The 21,351-nt window shown below is 71.2% G+C and carries 20 protein-coding genes and 4 pseudogenes; 16 read left to right on the forward strand and 8 right to left on the reverse strand.

Going from position 1 to position 21,351, the window contains the following annotated elements; all coding sequences use genetic code 11:
* Window positions 1-179: 179 nt before the first annotated feature.
* On the reverse strand, window positions 180-1,514 hold the full coding sequence (locus ACZ49J_RS41380; protein WP_467457100.1) for an ABC transporter substrate-binding protein: 1,335 nt from the start codon (window positions 1,512-1,514) through the stop codon (window positions 180-182).
* A 170-nt stretch (window positions 1,515-1,684) separates the two neighbouring features.
* On the opposite strand from ACZ49J_RS41380, the gene ACZ49J_RS41385 reads away from it, so the two are divergent.
* A complete protein-coding gene (locus ACZ49J_RS41385) occupies window positions 1,685-2,131 on the forward strand; it encodes an SCO4402 family protein (protein ID WP_467457099.1) in 447 nt (148 codons plus the stop codon).
* Window positions 2,132-2,282: 151 nt separating this feature from the next.
* Complete coding sequence (purU, locus tag ACZ49J_RS41390; RefSeq protein WP_467457098.1) at window positions 2,283-3,167, forward strand: formyltetrahydrofolate deformylase; 885 nt, start codon at window positions 2,283-2,285, stop codon at window positions 3,165-3,167.
* A 101-nt stretch (window positions 3,168-3,268) separates the two neighbouring features.
* On the opposite strand, the gene ACZ49J_RS41395 is transcribed toward purU, so the two are convergent.
* Both ACZ49J_RS41395 and ACZ49J_RS41400 read right to left on the reverse strand, forming a co-directional pair.
* Complete coding sequence (locus tag ACZ49J_RS41395; RefSeq protein WP_467457097.1) at window positions 3,269-4,579, reverse strand: zf-HC2 domain-containing protein; 1,311 nt, start codon at window positions 4,577-4,579, stop codon at window positions 3,269-3,271.
* The gene (locus ACZ49J_RS41400; RefSeq protein ID WP_467457096.1) at window positions 4,576-5,157 is read right to left on the reverse strand and encodes a sigma-70 family RNA polymerase sigma factor; all 582 of its coding nucleotides are present in this window, start codon (window positions 5,155-5,157) and stop codon (window positions 4,576-4,578) included. Before ACZ49J_RS41400 ends, ACZ49J_RS41395 begins: the two co-directional genes overlap by 4 nt.
* 387 nt (window positions 5,158-5,544) lie before the next feature.
* On the opposite strand from ACZ49J_RS41400, the gene ACZ49J_RS41405 reads away from it, so the two are divergent.
* Both ACZ49J_RS41405 and ACZ49J_RS41410 read left to right on the forward strand, forming a co-directional pair.
* Complete coding sequence (locus ACZ49J_RS41405; RefSeq protein WP_467457094.1) at window positions 5,545-5,964, forward strand: STAS domain-containing protein; 420 nt, start codon at window positions 5,545-5,547, stop codon at window positions 5,962-5,964.
* Between the two features lie 172 nt (window positions 5,965-6,136).
* A complete protein-coding gene (locus ACZ49J_RS41410; protein WP_467457093.1) occupies window positions 6,137-6,649 on the forward strand; it encodes an EF-hand domain-containing protein in 513 nt (170 codons plus the stop codon).
* A 19-nt stretch (window positions 6,650-6,668) separates the two neighbouring features.
* Here ACZ49J_RS41410 and ACZ49J_RS41415 read toward each other — a convergent pair whose 3' ends face one another.
* Window positions 6,669-8,198: a class I adenylate-forming enzyme family protein gene (locus ACZ49J_RS41415; RefSeq protein ID WP_467457092.1), complete on the reverse strand. Its 1,530-nt coding sequence runs from the start codon at window positions 8,196-8,198 to the stop codon at window positions 6,669-6,671.
* 163 nt (window positions 8,199-8,361) lie between these two features.
* Here ACZ49J_RS41415 and ACZ49J_RS41420 point away from each other — a divergent pair, with 163 nt between their 5' ends.
* The 3 genes from ACZ49J_RS41420 (at window position 8,362) to ACZ49J_RS41430 (ending at window position 11,527) form a co-directional block, all read left to right on the forward strand.
* Entirely contained in the window at window positions 8,362-9,516 is a 1,155-nt protein-coding gene (locus ACZ49J_RS41420; protein ID WP_467457090.1) for an acyl-CoA dehydrogenase, read from the forward strand.
* 10 nt (window positions 9,517-9,526) lie between these two features.
* On the forward strand, window positions 9,527-10,546 hold the full coding sequence (locus ACZ49J_RS41425) for an acyl-CoA dehydrogenase family protein (RefSeq protein WP_467457088.1): 1,020 nt from the start codon (window positions 9,527-9,529) through the stop codon (window positions 10,544-10,546).
* A 483-nt stretch (window positions 10,547-11,029) separates the two neighbouring features.
* Window positions 11,030-11,527 carry an ATP-binding protein gene (locus tag ACZ49J_RS41430; RefSeq protein ID WP_467457087.1) on the forward strand — a complete coding sequence of 166 codons (498 nt, stop codon included), beginning with the start codon at window positions 11,030-11,032 and terminating at the stop codon, window positions 11,525-11,527.
* A 505-nt stretch (window positions 11,528-12,032) separates the two neighbouring features.
* On the opposite strand, the gene ACZ49J_RS41435 is transcribed toward ACZ49J_RS41430, so the two are convergent.
* Window positions 12,033-12,959, reverse strand: a complete 927-nt coding sequence (locus tag ACZ49J_RS41435) for a cyclase family protein (protein WP_467457086.1) — start codon at window positions 12,957-12,959, stop codon at window positions 12,033-12,035.
* 239 nt (window positions 12,960-13,198) lie between these two features.
* On the opposite strand from ACZ49J_RS41435, the gene ACZ49J_RS41440 reads away from it, so the two are divergent.
* From ACZ49J_RS41440 to ACZ49J_RS41455, 4 genes are all read left to right on the forward strand, one after another.
* Entirely contained in the window at window positions 13,199-14,110 is a 912-nt protein-coding gene (locus tag ACZ49J_RS41440) for an SDR family oxidoreductase (protein WP_467457084.1), read from the forward strand.
* A gap of 104 nt (window positions 14,111-14,214) precedes the next feature.
* Window positions 14,215-15,360: an acyl-CoA dehydrogenase family protein gene (locus ACZ49J_RS41445; protein ID WP_467457083.1), complete on the forward strand. Its 1,146-nt coding sequence runs from the start codon at window positions 14,215-14,217 to the stop codon at window positions 15,358-15,360.
* A gap of 65 nt (window positions 15,361-15,425) precedes the next feature.
* Window positions 15,426-16,475, forward strand: coding sequence for a Zn-dependent alcohol dehydrogenase (locus tag ACZ49J_RS41450; protein ID WP_467457081.1), 1,050 nt, complete (start codon window positions 15,426-15,428; stop codon window positions 16,473-16,475).
* Between the two features lie 196 nt (window positions 16,476-16,671).
* A complete protein-coding gene (locus ACZ49J_RS41455; RefSeq protein WP_467457079.1) occupies window positions 16,672-17,967 on the forward strand; it encodes an MFS transporter in 1,296 nt (431 codons plus the stop codon).
* Here ACZ49J_RS41455 and ACZ49J_RS41460 read toward each other — a convergent pair.
* Both ACZ49J_RS41460 and ACZ49J_RS41465 read right to left on the reverse strand, forming a co-directional pair.
* Window positions 17,920-18,031, reverse strand: a pseudogene (locus tag ACZ49J_RS41460) (AraC family transcriptional regulator); the annotation flags it as partial. The gene ACZ49J_RS41455 and the pseudogene ACZ49J_RS41460 overlap by 48 nt on opposite strands.
* A 103-nt stretch (window positions 18,032-18,134) precedes the next feature.
* Window positions 18,135-18,311: pseudogene (locus ACZ49J_RS41465) on the reverse strand (XRE family transcriptional regulator); the annotation flags it as partial.
* A 50-nt stretch (window positions 18,312-18,361) separates the two neighbouring features.
* Here ACZ49J_RS41465 and ACZ49J_RS41470 point away from each other — a divergent pair.
* The 4 genes and pseudogenes from ACZ49J_RS41470 (at window position 18,362) to ACZ49J_RS41485 (ending at window position 20,057) form a co-directional block, all read left to right on the forward strand.
* On the forward strand, window positions 18,362-18,724 hold the full coding sequence (locus tag ACZ49J_RS41470; RefSeq protein ID WP_467457078.1) for a hypothetical protein: 363 nt from the start codon (window positions 18,362-18,364) through the stop codon (window positions 18,722-18,724).
* A gap of 42 nt (window positions 18,725-18,766) precedes the next feature.
* Window positions 18,767-19,279, forward strand: a complete 513-nt coding sequence (locus ACZ49J_RS41475; RefSeq protein ID WP_467457076.1) for a TSUP family transporter — start codon at window positions 18,767-18,769, stop codon at window positions 19,277-19,279.
* 46 nt (window positions 19,280-19,325) lie between these two features.
* Window positions 19,326-19,601, forward strand: a pseudogene (locus ACZ49J_RS41480) (IS630 family transposase); the annotation flags it as partial.
* A 21-nt stretch (window positions 19,602-19,622) separates the two neighbouring features.
* Window positions 19,623-20,057: a cytidine/deoxycytidylate deaminase family protein gene (locus ACZ49J_RS41485; RefSeq protein WP_467457074.1), complete on the forward strand. Its 435-nt coding sequence runs from the start codon at window positions 19,623-19,625 to the stop codon at window positions 20,055-20,057.
* 30 nt (window positions 20,058-20,087) lie between these two features.
* Here ACZ49J_RS41485 and ACZ49J_RS41490 read toward each other — a convergent pair.
* Window positions 20,088-20,303 (reverse strand): annotated as a pseudogene (locus tag ACZ49J_RS41490) (IS982 family transposase); the annotation flags it as partial.
* A 503-nt stretch (window positions 20,304-20,806) separates the two neighbouring features.
* Here ACZ49J_RS41490 and ACZ49J_RS41495 point away from each other — a divergent pair.
* Complete coding sequence (locus ACZ49J_RS41495) at window positions 20,807-21,211, forward strand: hypothetical protein (RefSeq protein ID WP_467457072.1); 405 nt, start codon at window positions 20,807-20,809, stop codon at window positions 21,209-21,211.
* Window positions 21,212-21,351 lie beyond the last annotated feature (140 nt).

The following is a 21,351-nucleotide window of genomic DNA, read 5'->3' on the forward strand; positions in this document are numbered from 1 at the left end:
ACCTGGATTCCGGGCCAGTACCTGGACTCCGGGCCACCACCTGGACTCCGGGCCACCGGCCCGGCCCTGGCCCACTGGCCGGTCGCTGAGTCACCGTCGGCCGACCGGTCAGACCCGTGCCGCCGCCGGGGCGCTGGCCGGGCCCCGGCCCCGTCAAGGTGAGGACGGCGTCGTCGGTCTCAGCCCGAGGCGTTTTCCAGGGTCTTCAGTACGCTTACGAAGCCCTTCCGGGCGGCCACCAGGCGGCCCTGCCGGACGACCTGGAACGTGACGTTCGCGTTGACCAGGCGTCCGAAGCCGCCGGGGGCGACGAGATCGTCGAAGGGCCAGCTCAGCGTCGGTGTCAGCCCGCCCGTGGTCACCTTCAGCCCCTTGTCGAGGGCCTGCCGTACGGTGCGTGAGCTCACTTCGCCGTCGCCCAGCTTCTCGACGACCTCCTTCAGCACGGTGTACGCGATCCACGTCGTCTGCACGCCGGGGTCCGCCGGATCGATCCGGTTGTCACCGAAGGCGTGCTCGCGGATCACCTTGTTCATCGTGTTCCAGCGCTTGTCGCCCTCCTCCGGGTACCAGCCGGTGACGTACGTCCCCTCGTACGGCCCCGACCTGCCTCCGGACGAGTCGATCAGCGACTGGTCGATGCTGCCGAGCATCCCGGCGGTGCGCACCGCCGGGAAGTCCTCGCGGGCGCGCCGGAAGGAGTCCATGAAGGTGTCGGTGCGGTCCCCGAGCGAGGGCACCACACAGCCCTTCCGCGCGGGGTCGGCGGTGGCCCGCCGCAGTGCCGTCCGGGTCTGCTCCTCGTACTGGGTGGCGTCCTCGGCGGCCAGTTCGTCCGTGGAGGCCGCGTGCGGTCCGGTGCGCAGGCCGGCGTCGAGGAGCACCGGCATCGTGTCGCCGACGACCGAGTCGGGGCGGACGAGGACGACCGGGCCGCAGGACTTCGCGAGTTGTTCGCCGAGGCCGGCCAGGAGCGCGGGCTGGCCGCCGTTCACCGGGAAGGACAGGGGGCTGGTGAACTCGTCGTCGGTGACGCCGTAGCCGCCGATGTACGGGATGCCCGCGGCCTCCAGCGGCGAGAGGTAGGACCGGCCGTGCTGGCTGTAGGAGCCGACGACCGCGACGACGTCCTCGTCGACCGCGCGGCCCGCGCACTTCGCGGCGGCCACGGTGTCGTTCTTCTCGTTGCAGGTGAGGACGTCGAGCCTGCGGCCGTTGATGCCGCCCTGCGAGTTGACCCAGCGGGCGTACGCCTTGGCCATGGCCGGCATGCCGGGCTCGTTGGTGGCGGCCGTCTTCTCGGGAGCCCAGGTCATCACAGTGACGGGGTCGTCCCCGGAACCCCCCGTGGTACCGGGGACGACACCACAGCCGACGGCGAGTGACGCGCATGCCGCCAGCGTGCCCGCGGACAGTGCGAAGGACCTCGCGCGTGGGCGGATCCCCCTCGTGCTGCTGCGGGCGGGCCGGTTACGGACGGGGAGGGTGGGGCTCGTGCGTCTCCTGCCGGTCATGGTCCGCACGATTCCGTCACATCACCAACCCTGGCGTGCTGTCAGGTCAACCAAAGGTGACGTGGAGGTGAATTGCGGGGGGTGATGACCGCATTTTCGGGAGGAAAGTACGATCAGAGACTGTGCATGACTCGGAGCCCTCTTCCCGTCGCGGCCGTCGCTCATCCACCATGGGCGGCATGCCACAGAACGACATGCCGTGGTGGCGCTGGCGCAGCAATGTGCGCTCCGCGCTGCACATGCTCTCCGACCCGGTGTTCCAGCGGGACGTCTGGCTGGCCGGTGTCGACGGGTACGGGGACGTCACCGACGCCGTGTACCGGCTGGTCGAGGACACCTGGCTGGACAACTGGTCCGCCGAGAAGTACGTGGGGACGATCTTCCGCGACGAGCAGGAGGCGGCTCTCGTGGACACCGCCGTGCTGCGTGTGCTGCGGATCATGCACCAGGTGGGGCCGGACGCGCCGGTCTCCGCGTACCTCGACCACCAGGGGTGGCCGGAGGCGGTGCGGGCGGCGCGCGAGGCGCATGTGCGGCTCGCGGTGTCGGACGGGGAGGACGCGGACGCGCCGCCGAAGACGCTCGAGGTGTTGCGGATCCTGACTCGTTCGGCGTGAGGGGTCCGGGGCGCGGGTTCGACGTGATCGGCCTGCGCCTGCGCGCCGCGGGGGCTGAGGTGTGTGGCGGGCTGCGGGCCGTATCGGGCCGCTCGCGCGGTTCCCCGCGCCCCTTAACGGGTGCTCTGCCGCGTGTGGGACCCTGTCCTGCATGAACGAGCAGTCCACCCGAGCCGCGGTCTCGCGCCCCGATCAGTACGTCCTCACCCTCTCCTGCCCGGACAAGCAGGGAATCGTGCACGCCGTGTCGAGCTACCTCTTCATGACCGGCTGCAACATCGAGGACAGCCAGCAGTTCGGCGACCACGACACGGGCCTGTTCTTCATGCGGGTCCACTTCTCGGCCGAGGCGCCGGTGACCGTGGACAAGCTGCGGGCGAGCTTCGCGGCGATCGGTGACTCCTTCCACATGGACTGGCAGATCCACCGGGCCGAGGAGCGGATGCGGGTCGTCCTCATGGTCAGCAAGTTCGGGCACTGCCTGAACGACCTGTTGTTCCGCGCGCGGATCGGCGCGCTGCCGGTGGAGATCGCGGCGGTGGTGTCCAACCACACGGACTTCGCCGAGCTCGTGGGGTCGTACGACATCCCCTTCCACCACATTCCCGTGACGAAGGACACGAAGGCGGACGCCGAGGCGCGGCTGCTGGAGATCGTGCGCCAGCAGGACGTCGAGCTGGTCGTCCTCGCCCGCTACATGCAGGTCCTCTCCGACGACCTGTGCAAGGAGCTCAGCGGCCGGATCATCAACATCCACCACTCCTTCCTGCCGAGCTTCAAGGGCGCGAAGCCGTATCACCAGGCGCACGCGCGGGGCGTGAAGCTCATCGGGGCGACGGCGCACTACGTGACCGCGGATCTCGACGAGGGACCGATCATCGAGCAGGAGGTCGAGCGGGTCGGGCACGACGTCACGCCGGACCAGCTGGTGGCGATCGGGCGGGACGTGGAGTGCCAGGCGCTGGCCCGGGCCGTGAAGTGGCACGCCGAGCGGAGGATTCTGCTGAACGGGCGGCGGACGGTCGTCTTCGCCTGACAGTTCGGGGTCTTCCGATGGAGGGCGTAACCCAAGGGGCGCGGGGAACTGCGCGACCAGCCACAGCCGCCCTGCAAGCCGCCCTACATCAGAAGCCGCCCCTACATCCGGCTCATGCTCGCCGCCGCGAGCAGCACGTCCCTGATCGCCTCGCGGTCCCCGTCCTGGCCGGCGGCCGCCTCCTCAGGGGATACGTGACCCGCGGCGAGCCGGCAGAACTCGACGCCGTCGAGGGCGACGTGGGCCACCGCGTGGTCGGCGGAGCCCGTCGCGGCAGGGGAGTCGAGGGGAATGAGCCACTCGCCGCCGCCGATGCCCTCGATCTCCAGGCGCAGGCTGCGGCCGGGTGAGCCGGCGGGCACGAGGTGGCGGATCTGCCGGGGCGCGGCGGCGAGTCCGGCCCGGCGGCGCGCTGCCAGGACCGTCGGCAGCATGCGGGCCGCCAGGTCGATCATGCGGTGCAGATGGCGCGGTGCGGGCGGCTCGTACGGGTAGTCCACCGCCTCCGCGATGTCCTCCGCGTGGATCCAGCACTCGAAGGCGCGGTCCAGCATCGCGTCCCGCAGCGGCAGTTCGAAGGCGCCGTACGGCACGGAGAGCTTCCCGGAGCGCCCCGACTGCTTCGCGAAGGAGACGGTACGGACGAGGTCATGGCTCTGTTCGCGCCACGGGCCGCGCACCCGGCGCGAGAGGGGGAAGTGGGAGGCCCGCCAGTACGCCTCGGTGCGGGCCGCCGGAGTCGCGGCGTCCGCCGGACCGTCCAGCGGGTCGTCGAGTCCCAGGGCCACGGCGACGAGCCCGTCGACGCTCAGCAGGTGCGCGATGACACCGGCGACGGTCGTACGGCGGTTCACCGGGCCGTCGCCCTCGAACCACCGCAGCCGCAACGGCGCGTGCCAGTCCGCGTCCCCGATGTCCTGCAGCAGCGCGTCGAGCCGGGCCGCCTCCGCGTCGTACGGAGCCGCCCAGTCCGGTACGGGGATGCGGGGCGCCCGGCGGTCGAGGCAGCGCTCCAGGACGCGCGTGCGCAGCGCCGGGTCGAGGTCGAGGCTCTCCTCCGCGTGCAGCAGCCCCACGGCCTCGCGCAGCCGGAGCGCCTCGTCCGCGCAGGAGCCGCACGTCCCCAGGTGCTCCTCGACGGCGGCCGTCTCCGCGGCCGAACACGCCGCCAGCGCCCACGCCCCGAGCAGCGCCTTGAGCACCCGGTGCTCCAGGACGAGGGGCGCGCTCAGCGGCTCGGGCAGCGGCAGGCCGCTGTCCTCGACGGACACCCGCGGCAGTGGTATCCGCGGCGGCGGAAGGACCTGGCCCTCGTCGCGGCCACCGCCGTCGCCGCGGCCGCCGCTGCCGTCACCGCCCTGGTTCCCCTCGTGTTCGCCGAAGCCCTCGAACCGCTCACTGCCGCCGTTCACACCGCGCCCCCGTGTTCGGGCGGCACCCCGGAGGGCCCGGTGTGGTGGGCCGTGGACAGGAGTTGGAGGCCGAGGCGCAGCCGGCGGCGGGCCTCGTCCTCGGTGATGCCGAGGTCGGCGGCGGTCTGGCGGTAGTCGCGGCGCTGGAAGTAGGCGCGTTCGAGGGCGGCGCGGAGCGGGGTGGGCATGGACTGGACGATGTAGTCGGCGCGGGCGGCCGCCGAGGCGCGGTGGACCTTGCGTTCCAGGTCCTCCGTGGTGCCCTCGCCGCCCTCGGCCAGCGCCGCGGTCTCGGTGGCGCGCAGCCGCTGCACGGCGAGGCGGTGGGTCAGCGTGGCCACCCAGGAGCGCATCGGGCCCTGCCCCGGGTCGTACTCGCCCGGGTGTTCCCAGGCGTGGGTGAAGACGTCGCGTGTGATGGCGTCGGCCGCCTGTTCGTCTCCGAGCACGCGATGGGCGAGACCGTGCACGAGCGAAGCGAACCGGTCGTACAACTCGCCGAGCGCCGCCGCTTCGCCGCGCTCCAGCCGCTGCTGCATCCTGCGGTCCCAGCGGGGCGGCGCGTCGTTCGTCGCCATGTGGCCCTCATCCCTGCTCGTGCTCCGCGCTGTTCTCCGAACCCACCCTGCGTCCTGCGCCACCTCGAATGTAGTCGGCACGCTCGGCGGCGCACGCCCCTTTGCGGCAATGTGCGCCCCCGGGAGGGGCGTGGGTGGTATGGACCGCAGAACGGTCGACCTTCGCTGCCGCGCGGCCCCTGTCCCGCGCAAAACCGATCAAGCATGACCGTAAGGGATCGTACAAGACCGATCCTGACTGAATGGCCAGTCTTGGCCCACGCTTTTGGCCACGCCTCGGTGTTTCATGGAACGAGGGTGGGGCAGCCGCGCAGAAGGAAGCGAAACGGCGGCTTCCGTTTCCGGTGCTCATTCCGGGAGTTCCAGGAATTCCGGCGACTGAGAGGCGTGGCGGTGACGCTCAAGGTGACCGACGGCGAGCACGGCGAGTGGGCCGTGCTCCACGTGTCGGGCGAGATGGATCTGGTGACGTCCCCGGTGCTGCGACAACGGGTCCACGACGCCGTGGCCGACGGCCGCCGCAGCCTCGTCCTTGACCTCTCCGGAGTCGTGTTCTGCGACTCCAGCGGCGTCGGTGTCCTCATCGCCACCCGCCGCCTCATCCGTTCCTGCCGGGGCGAACTGCGCCTGATCCTCCCGGCCGACGGAACCGACCCGGCGGCCCGCGGCCGCAGCCAGGGCGCGCACGTCAACCGCGTCCTCGGCGCCCTGGGGGTCCGCCGTCTCTTCGACGTCCACCCGGACGTGGACTCGGCCGTGGACGGCGTCCCGAACGCGGACGAGGAGGCCGGCCCGCTGTCGGCGTGAGCGCGCGCACGCGACCCCGCCGGCACCCGGCCCCGCACATGGCCACACTGTTGTCCCGAAATTCCCCCGGTCTTGGCACAAGCGTCGCTTTCCCACGCCGACGCGGCCCCTGACGTCGTACGCTCCGTGCAGAGAAACCCCATGTGACGACGTAAGGCGGGCCCGAAAAGACATGGTCAGCACCGAGTACGAGCGCAGGATCGCCGCCCGGTTCGCCACCTTCGACCAGGACGGCAACGGCTACATCGACCGCGAGGACTTCAGCGCGGCCGCCAAGGCGGTTCTCGCCGAGTTCGCCACCACGCCCCGCTCCGACAAGGGCCAGGCCCTGTACGGCGGCGCCGAGGCCTTCTGGCAGGGCATGGCCGGGATAGCGGACCGGGACGGCGACCAGCGCATCACCCGGGACGAGTTCGTGAACGGCGCGGTCAAGCGCCTGCGCGACAACCCCGACCGGTTCGCCGAGATCGCCCGCCCCTTCCTGCACGCGGCCCTCGCCGTCGCGGACGCCGACGGGGACGGTTCGGCCACGGTCGAGGACACCGTCCGCGTCCTGCGGGCCCTCGGTGTGCCCGAGCACGTCGCCGCCGCGGCAGCCGCGGCCCTCGACGCCGACACCGACGGCAAGGTGGGCGAGACGGAGATCGTCACGGCTTTCGCGCGCTACTTCACGGTGCCCGAGTAACACACGAACAGCGCCCAACTCACGAATAACGCTCCCGCAGCTTGTACTTGAGCACCTTCCGCAGGGTGTCGTTGCGCGGAAGGGCGTCCACCACCTCCAGTTGCTCCGGCAGCTTGTGCACGGACAGCCCTTCCGAGCGCAGGTACGAGGTCACGTCGTCCAGCGACAACTCCCCCTCGCCCGGCGCCCGCTCGACCACGGCGCACACCCGTTCCCCGCGTTCGGTGTCCGGCAGCCCGACGACGGCGACGTCCCGGACCGCGGGGTGGCGGTGCAGCAGGTCCTCTATCTCCTTGGCCGAGATGTTCTCGCCCTTGCGGATGATCACGTCCTTGAGGCGCCCGGTCAGCACCAGGTGACCGTCGACGGTGAGATGCCCGAGGTCGCCGGTGACGAGGAACCCGTCCGCGTCGAACGCCCGCGCCGTCTGCCCCGGGTCCAGATACCCCTGGCACACGGCCTCGCCCCGCAGCCGCACCTCCCCGTCGACGCCGTACGGCACCGGCCTGCCCGCCCGGTCGACGATCCGTATCTCCATCCCCTCGGGCGGCCGTCCCTCGGTCGTCGCCAGGTTCTCCGGCGAGTCGTCCGGCGACCCCATCGTGATCATCGGCACCTCGGTCATGCCGTACCCGTGGGTGAGCTGGACGCCCATCTCGCGTACGACCGCGTGGTACAGCTCGGGCGGCTTCGGCGCCCCACCGCCCGCCAGCAGCCGCAGCGTCGGGACGACCGGCGTACCGGGCTGCTTGCGCTGTTCGGCGAGGAACATCGAGTAGAACGCGGTGGACCCGCCCGCCACCGTCACCCCGTGCTCGCGGTACGCCGCCAGCGCGTCCGGCAGCGCGAAGTGCTCGAACAGCACCGCCGGGAAGCCGTACAGCAGCAGCATCACCAGGTAGTCCGGGCCGCCGATGTGCGCGTACGGGAACGCGATCGAACCCACGTCGGACGCCGTGAGGTGGAGCGCGTGGGCCAGGCAGGAGCCGCCCGCGATCAGCGAACGGTCGGTGTGGAGCACGCCCTTGGGGTCGGAGGTGGTGCCCGAGGTCCAGTAGATCCAGCGGACCGACGTGCCCTCGAAGGGAGGCGCGGGCAGGACCGAGGGATCGCCGTCCGGGAGACGGTCGTACGCCTCGAAGACCCCCTTCGCGCCCAGTCGCCGTGCCATCTCCGTGTGGTCGAAGCCGCGCCACTCGCCGGGCACGGCGAAGTACTCCGCCTTCGACTCCCTGAGCGCGAAGCCGACCTCGCGGTCCCGGTAGAAGGGGATGACCGGCGACTGCGTGGCGCCCAGGCGGGCCAGCGCGAAGGACAGCAGGACGCTCTCGACGCGCGTGGGCAGCTGCCAGGCGACCACCGTGCCGGGGCGCACCCCCATGTCGTACAGCCCCGCCGCCACCCGCTCCGCCCTCGTGCGCAGGTCGCCGAAGCTCAGGGTGCGGTCGCCCTGGAGGAGGACCGGCCGGTCGGGGGTGAGGCCGGCACGGCGGGAGAGGAGCTCCCAGAGGGTGCGGGAGGTACTGAGTGCGCGGGCGGTGTCGTTCACGGCGGCAGCCCTCTCGTGGCTAACTGACGGTCAGTCAGATCGTGGGCAGAGCGTAGGGCGCCGCGCCTTGTCGGTCCATAGGCGCGCGGCTAGCCTTCCGTGAGGCATGGTCTGACGCTACGTCAGATACGCGCGTGCGCACTTCGGGCGGAGGAGGCTCGGCATGGACCTCACGTACACGCCGGAAGAGGAGGAGTTCCGGGCGCGGCTGCGGGAGTGGCTGGGCAAGGTGCTGCCCACGCTGCCGCCGAAGCCGTCGCCCGAGGACTGGCCGGCCCGCCGGGCCTACGACCTCGGCTGGCAGCGGATGCTGTACGACGCCGGGTACGCGGGACTGCACTGGCCGGTGGACGCGGGCGGCCGGGGCGCCACCCCCACGCAGCACCTGATCTTCCTGGAGGAGACCGAACTGGCGGGCGCCCCCTACGTCGGCGCGAACTTCGTCGGGCTGCTGCACGCCGGACCCACCATCGCCGCCGAGGGCACCGCCGAACAGCGGGCGCGCTGGCTGCCGCCCGTCCTGCGCGGCGAGGAGGTCTGGTGCCAGGGCTTCAGCGAGCCCGACGCGGGCTCCGACCTCGCGGCCCTGCGCACGCGCGCCCGGAGGGACGGCGACGACTACGTGGTGAGCGGCTCCAAGATCTGGACGTCCCACGCCGAGGTCGCCGACTGGTGCGAGCTGCTGGTGCGCACCGACCCGGCGGCGCCCAAGCACCAGGGGATCACCTGGCTGGCGATGCCCATGGACGCGCCCGGGATCACCGTACGGCCGCTGAGGACCCTCGCCGGCTCGGCGGAGTTCGCGGAGGTCTTCCTCGACGAGGTGCGCGTGCCCGTCGCCCACCGTGTCGGGGCCGAGAACGACGGCTGGCGCGTGACCATGGTGACGCTGTCCTTCGAGCGGGGCACGGCGTTCGTGGGCGAAGTGGTCGCCTGCCGCCGCGTCCTGGGGGAACTGGCGCGCGAGGCGCGGAAGAACGGCCGCTGGGACGACCCCACGCTGCGGCGCCGGCTGGGCCGGCTGAACGCCGAGTTCCGCGCGCTGTGGCGGCTGACGCAGTGGAACGTGAGCGAGGCCGAGAACACCGGCGGGGTCCCGGGAGTGGGCGGTTCCGTCTTCAAGCTCCGCTACTCGCACGCACGGCAGGAGCTGTACGACACGGCCGCCGACGTCCTCGGCGCGGACGCGCTCGACCTGGACCGGCCGTGGGTGCTCGACCGGCTGTCGTCGCTGTCGTACACGATCGCGGCCGGGACCTCACAGATCCAGCGCACCATCGTGGCCGAGCGCGTCCTGGGCCTGCCGAAGGGGCGGTGACTTCAGACCCGTGTACTTCCAACTCACCGATGACCAGCGAGCCCTGCGGGACGGCGTGCGCGCCCTGCTCGAAGGGCGGTTCGGGCGCGACGCGCTGCGGGCCGCCCTGGACGCGCCCGGACTCGACCGCGCCCTGTGGCGCGAGTTGGGCGAGGCGGGGCTGTTCGCACTACGGCTGCCCGAGGCGGAGGGCGGGGTCGGACTGGGACTTCCCGAAGCGGTCCTGGCCTTCGAACAGGTGGGCAGGGTGCTGTTGCCCGGGCCCTTGGTGGCCACGCACCTCGCCGCGGACGCGCGGGTGCCGGGGGCCGCGACCGGGGAGAGCGTGGTGACGGCCGTCCAGGGCGGACTGGTGGAGTGGCTGGACGAGGCGGACGTCGTACGGGGGGACGCGTCCGGCGCCGTACCGCTGCGGTCGGTGGACCCGCTGACGCCGCTGCATCGTGTACCGGACGTGGACCGTGTATCGGACGTGGACCGTGTATCAGACGTGCGCCCCGGGGGAGTGGATGTGCGCCCCGGGGGACTGGACGTGCACCTCGGACAGGACGTGCGCCCCGGACCCGACGTGCCCCCCGCACCGGACGGGGCGGGCGTGGATCCCCTGGCCGTCCTTCTCACCGCCGCCGAGCAACTCGGCTCGGCCTCCCGTACCTGCGAACTCGCCGTGCAACACGCCCGGGCCCGAGAGCAGTTCGGACGGCCCGTCGGGGCCTTCCAGGCGGTGGGACACCTGTGCGCCGGGATGCTGGAGCGGGTGGAGGCGGCGCGGGCGGCGGTCTACGCGGCGGCCGTCACCGCCGACCCGCTGGACATCGCCGCGGCCCGCCTGCTCGCCGACGAGGCGGCCGTGCGGGGCGCCCGCGACTGCCTCCAGGTGCACGGCGGCATGGGCTTCACCTGGGAGTCCGACGTGCACCTGCACCTCAAGCGGGCCTGGGTGCGCTCGTACCGTAGCGGAGATGTGACGCACAGTGAGGAGATGCTCGCGGGGGAGCTGTTGGCCGACGGACTCGGGATGACTGCCTGACCAGGGAGGTCATGGGGACTCATGTGGCGGATGTCGCGGATCGTGGCATAGGGGAATTACCGAGCGTTGATATCGGGTTGTGTCCTACGCGTGACTTGTCACGCCCCGGAGTCGGGCGCTCGCTCCGGTACCTTGTGTGGGATGCGAGCGGTTCCGAGGACGAGCCACCCCGGTGTTGCCCCCGAGGCAGCCCCGGATTCGGCGATGCGCTCCACTCGCACTGGTGGGCGGGGGTACGGCCCCGCCTGTTCGACTCCCCACGGCGAGCGTCGCACAGTATCCCGCACACGTACTCCTTCGCGCTGGAATATGCCCGAAGCGCTTGTTGGGGTGACTGTACGTCAACCATGCTGTCACGCAACGGGATCACAGTCGGTGATCCCTGTCCCGGTCAGGCAGTCGATGGCCGTGCAGAAGATGACCACGATCGTGGCCTTGGCGAGGCGCGAGGCGACGCGTCCGCCGGTTCGGATGGTGTGAGCGGTGCAGGTGCTTCAAGTGCAACTGGAGATCCGGCCCGACCCCACGGAGGTGGGCCGTGCCCGGAGATGGGCCCGTTCACGGCTCGCCGGGTCCGGGATACAGGCCGATGAGTCACTGGCCGAGACGCTGGTCCTGCTCGTCTCGGAGCTGGTCACCAATGCCGTGGTGCACACCGGGTGCCCGGCCGTGCTACGGCTGTTGCTGTCCGGGGTGCCGGACGGCTCGGCGGGCACCGTCCGCCTGGAGGTGGCCGACAGCTCTGCCCGGCCGCCCGTGCCCCGGTGCGCGGAGGGCGACGACACCAACGGGCGCGGGCTGGCCCTCGTCGAAGGGCTGGCCGACCGCTGGGGCTGGAGCTCCGAGGGGGGCGGCAAGCGCATCTGGTGCGAACTGGACCGCTGCGAGCCCGGCTCTGGCCCTGCCGCCGCCACAGCGCCCGCCACCGCGCCCACCTCCACTCCCGCCGCTTATGAGGGGTTCGCGTACGAGGCGGTGTAGGGCGGCGGTCCTTGGTGGGGCGGCGGTCCTTGGTGGGTGCCGGTTCTTGGTGAGTGGCGGTCCGTGGTGGGACGTTCGCGACGCACGCGCCTGCGCGCGGTCGCACGGGGCCGGAGGTGTCCGGCGGTGGCCGCGGATCGGTGCGCGGGGGTGTGCTCCGGTGCGCGCCGCCATGAAAACGTCTTGACGCGCGTTCCGCCGACCGGGTGTTGACGTGCAGTGTCCGTTTGATCACGCTTGTGTTCAGCGATTCGCCGCGAGGGGACGACGAGGGCTTCGGTGACGGAAGTCCTCGGCGAGTGCGGGTCGCGATCCGGCGTCAGCTCCCCCAGGGCCGGACGGCCCGCCGGGACGGGAGCCGCCCGAGGAGCGCGAGCTGGTGTGCCGGAGCCGGGTGGTGGCGCGTGACGCGGTGGGGGGAAGCGCGCCGCCAGCCGGAGAATCGAACGGCACACGGGCTCGGCGAGGAAGCCGCCGAACGCCGCGCGGGCTCGGGAAAGAAGCCTCAGAGCACGGCCACGGGCGCCACCGGGGTTCCCGTGGCGCCCACGAACGGCTCGGGCGTGGCGGACAGCAGGAAGCTGTAGCGCCCCTCTTCTCCACAGGCTGTGGACAACTCTTCCAGGTTCCAGTTCTGGCCCTGGAGCATCCCCATCTCGACGAGGTCGAGCGCGTGGACGGGCAGCCACAGGTTCTCGATCTCCGGCGGGAAGATCTCGAAGGTCATCGTGTCGTTGGCGACGGCGGCGACGTCCCGCGCGTGGAACCACTCGGGGGTTCGGACCGAGAGCCCGGGTGAGGGGTACGCGTACGCGTGCCGGTCACCGGCGAGGTACACCTGCACCTGCCCGGTCCGTACGAGGACGACGTCACCGCTCCTCACCCGCGTGCCCGCCAACTCCTCGGCCGCCTCCAGGTCTTCGGGCGTGACCGCGTGGTCCCCGGCGAGCCGCTCCTGGCCGAGGGCGCGCGGGACGTCGAGCAGCACGCCGCGCGAGACGATGTGCCGCGCCTTGTCGATGCCGCTGAACTCCGCGCCACCGTGCGGGGTGATGGTGCTCGCCGGCCGGCCGTTGTAGATCCGCCCCGAGTGGGAGACGTGGGTGAGGGCGTCCCAGTGCGTGGCGGCCTGCAGGCCCATGGTCACGGCGTCGTCGCTGCACGCCACGGTGCCGGGGCCGAAGATCTCCTGGTTGATCTGCACCATCACGTGCAGCGGGTTGACCCGCCCGGGAATCATGCCGGTCTGGACGCCGTCCTGCTGGAGGGGCAGGCCGAGCGGGACGCGCCGTCCGGTCCGTGCGCTGGCGACGGCGCCCCGTACGACCTCGTCCGTGATCAGGTTGAGGGTTCCGATCTCGTCGTCGGCACCCCAGCGGCCCCAGTTGTTCACGCGCCCCGCGATCTCGTGGAACTCCTCGGGCAACGACATGAGGCCTCCCGTTCCCACTCGGTCCTGTCCGGTCTCGCTCGGTTCCGTCCGGTCCCGCCCGTTTCCGCGCGGTCCCATCCGATCCCGCCCGGTCTCATCCGATCCCGCCCGTTCCCGTCCGGTCCCAATCCGTCCCCGTCCGGTCCCTCCCGGGGTCTTGTCTCCGGGTATCTGACGGGTCGTAGAATCGCTGGGTCCAAATCTAACGGTCCGTCAGAAACCGTGGGAAGGGGCCCGGCGTGGGGAACTTCTTGGCAGGCAAGGTCGTCGCCGTGACGGGGGCGGGGCGGGGGATCGGCCGAGCGGTGGCTCTCGCGGCGGCGGCCGAGGGCGCGCGGGTCGTCGTCAACGACTACGGGGTCTCCATCGAGGGCTCCGAGCCGACGAGTTCGGTCGCGGAGACGGTCGTCAAGGAGATCGTGTCGGCCGGCGGCGAGGCGGTCGCGGTGGCCGACGACGTGTCGACCATGGCGGGCGGGCAACGCATCGTGGACACGGCGGTCGAGGCGTACGGGCGGATCGACGGCGTGGTCTGCGTCGCGGGCATCCTGCGCGAGCGGATGCTGTTCAACATGTCCGAGGAGGAGTGGGACCCGGTCGTCGCCACCCACCTGAAGGGCACCTTCACCGTCTTCCGCGCCGCGTCGGCGCTGATGCGCAGGCAGAAGTCCGGCACCCTCATCGGCTTCACCAGCGGCAATCACCAGGGCTCGGTCTCCCAGGCCAACTACAGCGCGGCCAAGGGCGGGATCATCTCCCTCGTGCGCAGCGCGGCCCTCGGCCTGCACAAGTACGGGGTGACGGCCAACGCTGTGGCGCCGGTGGCCCGTACCCGGATGTCCGCCAACGTGCCGATGGAACTGAAGGAGATCGGCGAGCCCGAGGACGTCGCCGCGCTGGTCGTGTACCTGCTGAGCGACCGGGCTCGCGAGGAGCGGATCACCGGGCAGGTCTACACCGTGGCCGGGCCCAAGATCGCGGTCTGGGCCCAGCCGCGGGAGCTGCGGGCGGCTTTCGCGGAGGGTTCCTGGACGCCGGAGCGGATCGCGGAGGTGCTGCCGGGGAGCGTGGGGGCGGATCCGATGCCGATGCTGGAGCGGTTGGAGGAGATGGCGCGGGCGGCTTCCGCCAGGGAACGGCCGAACGCGTAAGGGGGTGGTGGGGCAGGTCGTATGGCGGCTGCGGGTTGACCGTGGCTGGTCGCGCAGTTCCCCGCGCCCCTTTCAGGGGCGTGCAGCTCGGGTGAGGAGTGGGCGTGGACTTCGGGTTCGGTGTCGAGGACGAGGCGTTTCGCAGCGAGGTGCGGGAGTGGCTGGGAGCGCACCTGATCGGAGACCCATCCCGCCGGGACTGGGAGCGGGAGCTCGGGCGCGGTGGGTGGATCGGGATCGGCTGGCAGGAGGGCGGGTACGGGAACCGGACCGCGAGCCTCGTCCAGCAGGTCGTCTGGGCCGAGGAGTACGCGCGCGCCAAGGCACCCGCCCGGTCCGGGCACATCGGGGAGAAGCTCCTCGCCCCGACCCTGATCGAACACGGCACCGAGGAGCAGAAGCGGCGGTTCCTGCCGCCCGTCGCGCGCGGTGAGGAACTGTGGTGCCAGGGCTACAGCGAACCGGGTGCAGGATCGGACCTCGCCGGCATACGGACGTCGGCGGTCCGCGACGGTGCGACGACGACGTACCGGGTCACCGGCCAGAAGATCTGGACCTCCCTCGCCCACGAGGCGGACTGGTGCTTCGTCCTCGCCCGCACCGAACCCGGCTCCCGCCGCCACCACGGACTGTCCTTCCTCCTCGTCCCGATGGACCAGCCCGGCCGCGTCGAGGTGCGGCCGATCCGGCAGATGACCGGGACGAGCGAGTTCAACGAGGTCTTCTTCGACGGGGCCGTGGCCGAGCACGTGGTCGGAGGGGAGGGAGACGGCTGGCGGGTGGCCATGAGCCTGCTCGGCTTCGAACGGGGGGTGTCCACGCTCGCCCAGCAGGTCGGCTTCGCGGAGGAGCTGGAACGGGTCGTCCGTACGGCCGTGGAGACCGGCGCCGCCGACGACCCCGTCGTACGCGACCGCCTCGTACGCCAGTGGGCGGAGCTGCTCACCATGCGCTGGAACTCCCTGCGCACGCTGGGCGGTTCGGGCGGCGAGCTAGGTGCGCCGAGCGTGGCGAAGCTGCTGTGGGGTGGCTGGCACCAGCGGCTCGGGGAGCTGGCGGCGCTGGTACGGGGCGCGGGGGCGGCCGTGGGCCCCCGGGACTGGTCGCCCGAGCAACCGTACGAACTCGACCCGCTGCAGCACCTGTTCCTGTTCTCCCGGGCCGACACCATCTACGGCGGTTCGGACGAGGTCCAGCGCACGATCATCGCCGAGCGGGTGCTCGGCCTGCCGAAGGAGCCCAAGGGCTGAAGAGCCCAAGGGCTGAAGGGCCGAGGGGCTGAAGGGCCGAGGGGCTGAAGGGTGAGGGGGTTGTGATGCGAGGTGTGGTCTTCGACGGGGAACGGGTGCGGGTCGTCGACGATCTGGAGGTACGGGACCCCGGTCCGGGCGAGGTGCGGGTCGCGATCTCGGCGGCCGGGCTGTGCCACAGCGACCTGTCGGTGGTGGACGGGACCATACCTTTCCCCTCTCCCGTGGTCCTCGGCCATGAGGGCGCGGGGGTCGTGGAGGCGGTGGGCGAGGGCGTCACGCATGTCAGGACGGGGGACCACGTGGCACTGTCCACGCTCGCGAACTGCGGTGCCTGCGCCGACTGCGACCGGGGCCGGCCGACGATGTGCCGGAGCGCGATCGGCAGGCCGGGCCGGCCGTTCACGCGGGACGGCGGGCCGCTGTACCAGTTCGCGTCCAACTCGGCCTTCGCGGAACGCACGGTCGTCAAGGCCGTGCAGGCGGTCCGGATCCCGCGGGACGTCCCGCTGCCGTCGGCCGCGCTGATCGGCTGCGGGGTCGTGACCGGCGTGGGGGCGGTGCTGAACCGTGCGCGCGTGGACCGCGGTGACAGCGTCGTCGTGATCGGCACGGGCGGTATCGGTCTCAACGTCCTTCAGGGCGCACGGATCGCGGGGGCGCTGCGGATCGTGGCGGTGGACGCGAACCCGGAGAAGGAGGCGGTGGCCCGTCGATTCGGGGCGACCCACTTCCTGACGTCGGCGGAGGGCGTGCGGGACATCCTCCCGACGGGCGCGGACCACGCCTTCGAGTGCGTCGGCCGCGTCGAACTCATCCGCCAGGCCATCGACCTCCTGGACCGCCACGGTCAGGCGGTCCTGCTCGGCGTGCCGCCCGCGACGGCGGAGGCGTCCTTCCGGGTGTCGTCCATGTACCTGGACAAGTCCGTCCTCGGCTGCCGCTACGGCTCCTCCCGCCCCCAGCGGGACATCGCCCTGTACGCCGACCTGTATCGCGAAGGGCGCCTCCTCCTGGACGAGTTGGTGACGGCTACGTATTCCGTGGAGGACTTCGAGAAGGCGGCGGAGGATGCGAGGGAGGGGAGGGTGGCTCGGGCGGTGCTGACGTTCTGAGGACGGCGGCACCCGGGGGTCCGCGGGGATGTGCCCCCAAGGGGCTGGCACATCCAGCCCGTCCGGCGTTCGCGGACGAGGCCGAAGGCCGATGGCGGGGGTCTGGGGGCGAAGCCTCCAGGGATGGGACGGGTAGGGGCGGCGGGGGCGGGAAAACCCCTCGGGCACTGTCGGTGCCGTCGCCTACCTTCGAGACATGACCTACCGAGACGTCGCCTCCCCACAGGTCCTGACCTGGGCCACGGTGTCCATCGCCGCCCGCATGCCCGTCGCGATGGCCCCCCTCGCCCTGGTCTTCCTGGTCCGCGAACGCCCGGGCGGCTACACCCTGGGCGCCGCACTGGCGGCGGCGTACGTCATAGGTGAGATCATCGGAGCCCCCCTTCTGGGCATGCGCATGCGCCCGGAGCGAGCCCGCCCCCACCTCGCCGGGGGCCTCACCGTGGGCGCGGTCGGCTTCGCCGGCCTCGGCCTGTTACCGACCGCCCACCCGGCGGTACTCGCCGCGTTCGCCTTCCTCGCGGGCGCCGCCCCCGCCGCGTCCGCCGGAGGCCTGCGCGCCCTGCTGACCGACATCGTCCCGAAGCGGGCCGTGACCCAGGCCCTGTCCATGGAAACGATGCTGATGTCCGGCGTATGGGCGGTGACCCCGGCGGCGGTCACCGGCCTGGCGCTCGGCGTAACCCCCTGGGCCCCGCCGCTGCTCGCCGCCGCCCTCATGGGCTCGTCCGTCGCCGGCCTGTGGCTGCTGCCCGCGGGCTGGGGCGCGGACGAGTCGGACAGCGAGGGCACGTCGATGCTCCGCCTCCTGGCCCGGGCCTGGCCGGTGTACGTCACGGGCGCGGCCTCCCTCTGCGTCCTCGGCCTGGCGGAACTCATGCTGCCCGCCCTCCTGGAGCAGCGTGGCGAGGACGTCGGCTGGTCGGGACCGCTGCTCAGCGGGATGGCCCTGGGCGCGGGGGCGGGATCGTTCCTGTACGGCCTGCGCTCCTGGCCGGGCCGGTTGCGTACCCGGAGCGTGGTGCTGATGTGCGGCATCTCGGCGTGCGTGACGCTGGTCGCCCTCATACCGCACACGGCGTGGATCGCGGTCGCGCTCGTCCTCGCCGGAGTCCTCCAGTCCCCTGCGTTGATCACCCGGAATCTCTCCCTGGGGCAGGTGCTGCCGTCCAGCGCCCTGGCCGCCGGCTACTCGGTGATGTACGCGGCAGCCGGCGCGGGTTACGCGGCGACGGGCTCCCTCGCCGGCGCTCTGCTGAACTTCGTCGCGCCGTCGACGGCGATCCTCGCGGGTGTCGTCCTCACGCTCGTGCTCACGACGATCGGCGCACTGGGCGAGCGCAGGCTCGAAACGATCTCCGCCGCAGGCTCATCTCCGGCTGCCGACACGGCCGTTTCCGCAGCTGAAACCACCGTTTCCCCCGCTGACAGCCCGCTCGTACCCGCCCCCGGCGCGGAAGGCGCGCCGATACGCGGTGGGAGTGACTCCTAGCGCCGCCTGCAGATGCTGCCGCATCGACTTTGGCCGTGCCGAACCCGGCGTCGTGGGCCACCTGGTGAAAGCGGGTCTTGCGTCACTGCCCGTTTCCAGCCGGTCGGGGCGGGTTAGGCGGCAAGGCGCCCGTACGGGGCGGTCCCGCAGGGGAGCGCCCCGATCCCTCACTCCGGTGTGGTCGAGTACCGCTCGATGCTCGCGCGGCCTGTCGATCGGTCGAGTAGGCGCAGCTCCCACGGTCCCGTGTTCACGTCGAAGTCCTTGCCGAACCCGACCCACTTGCCCGCCATACGTCGGCCCGTCGGCTCGATCAGCAGCTGAATCGCACCGTGGTGCCGGGCCGCGCCCCCACGCTGGGCAACCTTTCTGCCGCGTGGGCGGTCATGCCGTCATGCTCCTCGCGTCTGAAGATGCCGGTATTTGGATCCTGCCCATGCTGTTCCTGTTTGGGATGGCCGTCGTCTCGCCGATCGCCTGCGTGGTACTTGCCGGGCGAGTCGTCCTGCGTATCGCACGGTCTGCGGCTGCGGGTGACGCCTGGGCTGCGTTCACCCCCGGAACGTGGCTGCTCGCCGCAGGATCGGGCGCGCTTGGCGCGGGGTGCCAGGTCTCGGCCTCGCTGTTCGACAGGTCAGCCGCATGGGTCGAGTCCGCGAGCTTCGTCTGCGGCTGTTTCGCCCTGGCCGCTGGGGCAATGGCAGCGTTCACGGCAGCCCTCAACTGGCGCCTCAAGGACGGTGCAAACAGTTCGTGAGGCCCACGTCAGCCTGCACGCCCCAGACGGCAGAGGTGGGGTATGACCCCCTGGGGCTTGTCAAGGCACCGCCGTGTCTTGAGGGCTCAAAACCTGCCACGGTTCTCGGGTCCGTCTGAGAGGCGCTTCCCACACGATGACCTGCGCCTTCATCCCTGGAGGCCTGCAGATTCCGAAGTCCTTGTCGAGTCTTCGGAGAAGGGAAGCCCGAGATACAGGAACACGTATGGCGTCGTGCGCTGGCGCTTCGTGGTGGTCATGGTCGCTGGCTCGGTGGCCGGAGCCCTCCTGGGTGGACTGTTGCTGGGAGTAGTGCCAGACGCGGTACTCACCCCAGCCCTGGCCGTGATTTTGCTCGTCTCGGTGGTCAAGGTCGCCTGCCACTCCCAACCTTCCCGCCCTGACAGGGGTGTGACGAAGCCCCGTCCTCCCGTGAGAGCGGGGCCTCTTGAAGCCGTTGGGGTGCATCGTGATGGTGGTGACGAACTTGACCCACGCTCGACGGACGGGGAGCGGAGTGTTCGGCCAGTCCTGAATCAGGCCGGCGATGCCTGACACGGGGTCGAGCGGGGGCAGGCCAATGACACCGGGCCGTTTCTCGTCGATTTCCCCACACCTGACCACGAAGAAGTGCCAGCGAGTCGGCACTTGGGCCACAGCGAACAAGGTCGAGATCGCCCACACCCCGACCAACAGCTCCTGGCTCAACCGCATCGAAGCCCAGTTCACCGCCCTGCGCTACTTCACCCTCCACGGCACCGACCACGCCAGCCACAAGGAGCAGGGCAGCATGATCCACCGCTACATCATCCGGCGAAACCGCCACGTCGACGACCGGCGCCTGCGCTCCGTCGTCGACAGGGCCAACGTCGCCTGACCGTGCAGGAAGGCAGAGAAGATGACCACACAGACCGACCGTGTCGACCACGAACTGATCCGGGCAGCGGCGCACGTCGCGGCCACACGCTGCCGGGGCGACAACCACACCATGGCGGCTGCGGCCCGCGCCCGAGACGGCCGGATCGTCACCGCGGTGAACGCCTATCACTTCACCGGAGGCCCCTGCGCGGAGCTGGTCCTGATCGGCGCTGCTGCCGCCCAGGGTGCCTACGACCTGGACACCATCGTCGCCGTGGGTGACCGCGACCGAGGCGTCGTGCCCCCATGTGGCCGCTGCCGCCAGGTCCTTCTTGACTACTTCCCAGCCGTGAAGGTCATCGTCGGGACAAACGACGGCCTCCGGATGGTGCCCGTCACCGACCTGCTTCCCGAAAGCTATGTCTGGGCGGACCACCAGCTCGACGCTGAGGAGAGCGCACCACTCAGCACCTAGTCGAACCGAACCCCTCTTGACCCTGCCGAGTGCGCCGTGCAGCCACTTGTTGTAGCCGGACTGCTGGGGCAGGTAGGGAAACTGCCCAGCCAGATGCTTGCGGGCGTAGCGCAGCCAGTGCTGCTCGGAGGTGAAGCCGAGCAGGGACTGAGCGACCGCCACGCAGACCGGCTCGGAGTCTGTCAGTACAGTTGGCCGACCCGTCCATCGCGGTCCTCCCAACTCGTCGTCGATCTTCACGTACAGTGCGGTGATGAGGGTCTCGAGGTCTTCTGTCACAAGCTGATCAACGAGGCCCTCACCTCGTGTCCGAGGCCCGAAGGGCTTCTAACTCATTCGTCCAGGGTTCCGGTCGAACTGTTCGCCGAACCGGGGGAGGTGCCGTGCGAGCGGCCGCAGGCGCGGCAATGGCAGGCCACGCCGTTGTGCTGACGGTCCTTCTTAGCGGGTGCGGCAGCCCGGAGGCGTCGCCTGATCCGGGGCGTCCCGCCGCGACGGGGGGCCCGTCGGGCGCCCCCTCCACGGCGCCCGGCGTCGACGGCGATGCCGACCCGGAACAGGTCTTCACCGAAACCGAGCTGAAAGCTGCGCTCCTACCCGCCGGGGCGTTGGGCAGGCACGCGAAGGTCACCGGGACGTACCTGGGGCTCTTTGGCCGGTACGGGGGAGGCGAATGGACCCAGTGCGAGCCCGGGGAAGACCTGCGCGTGGAGATGAGGGGCTTCGAGGGGGCCAGCGTCCAGCAGACCATGCACCTTGCACGCGCCGCAGAGAACGGCCGGATCGTCACCATCCAGCTGGTGTCGATGCCCGCCGGGCGCACCGAGCGCTATCTGGAGATCCGGCGCCGGCTCCACGAAGCCTGTCCGGACGTCACCGTCGACACGGAGGCCGCCCCCTTCCAGGAGCACCACGAGGCCCGGGAGGTCGCTGCCCTCGGCGACGAGGCGCTGCTGGAGATCTCGCGGCAAACCGGCGGCGACGAGTACGACGGCACTCCGTCCTACGCTGTCGACGTCCGCGTCGGAGGCGTGCTCGCCATCGTGACGTCCGGCGGTGACAAGGAAACCGGCATCTCGCTCGCCGCGCGGACCGCCCAGCGAATCCGCGCCGAGTTGTATGCGGCAGGCGGGACTTCGGACTCACTCGTCTAGCTGACACACCAGACGGTCGCAGGGCAAACGTTGCCTGCTACGGCACTAGTGTGCTGCGCCAGAAATCCTGAGGATTAGTTACTACCCTGTTGTCATGTCGCATCCCGGGCCTTCTGCTGTGGCGATCACGTTGTCCGAGG

Source organism: Streptomyces sp. NPDC030840 (assembly GCF_055572015.1).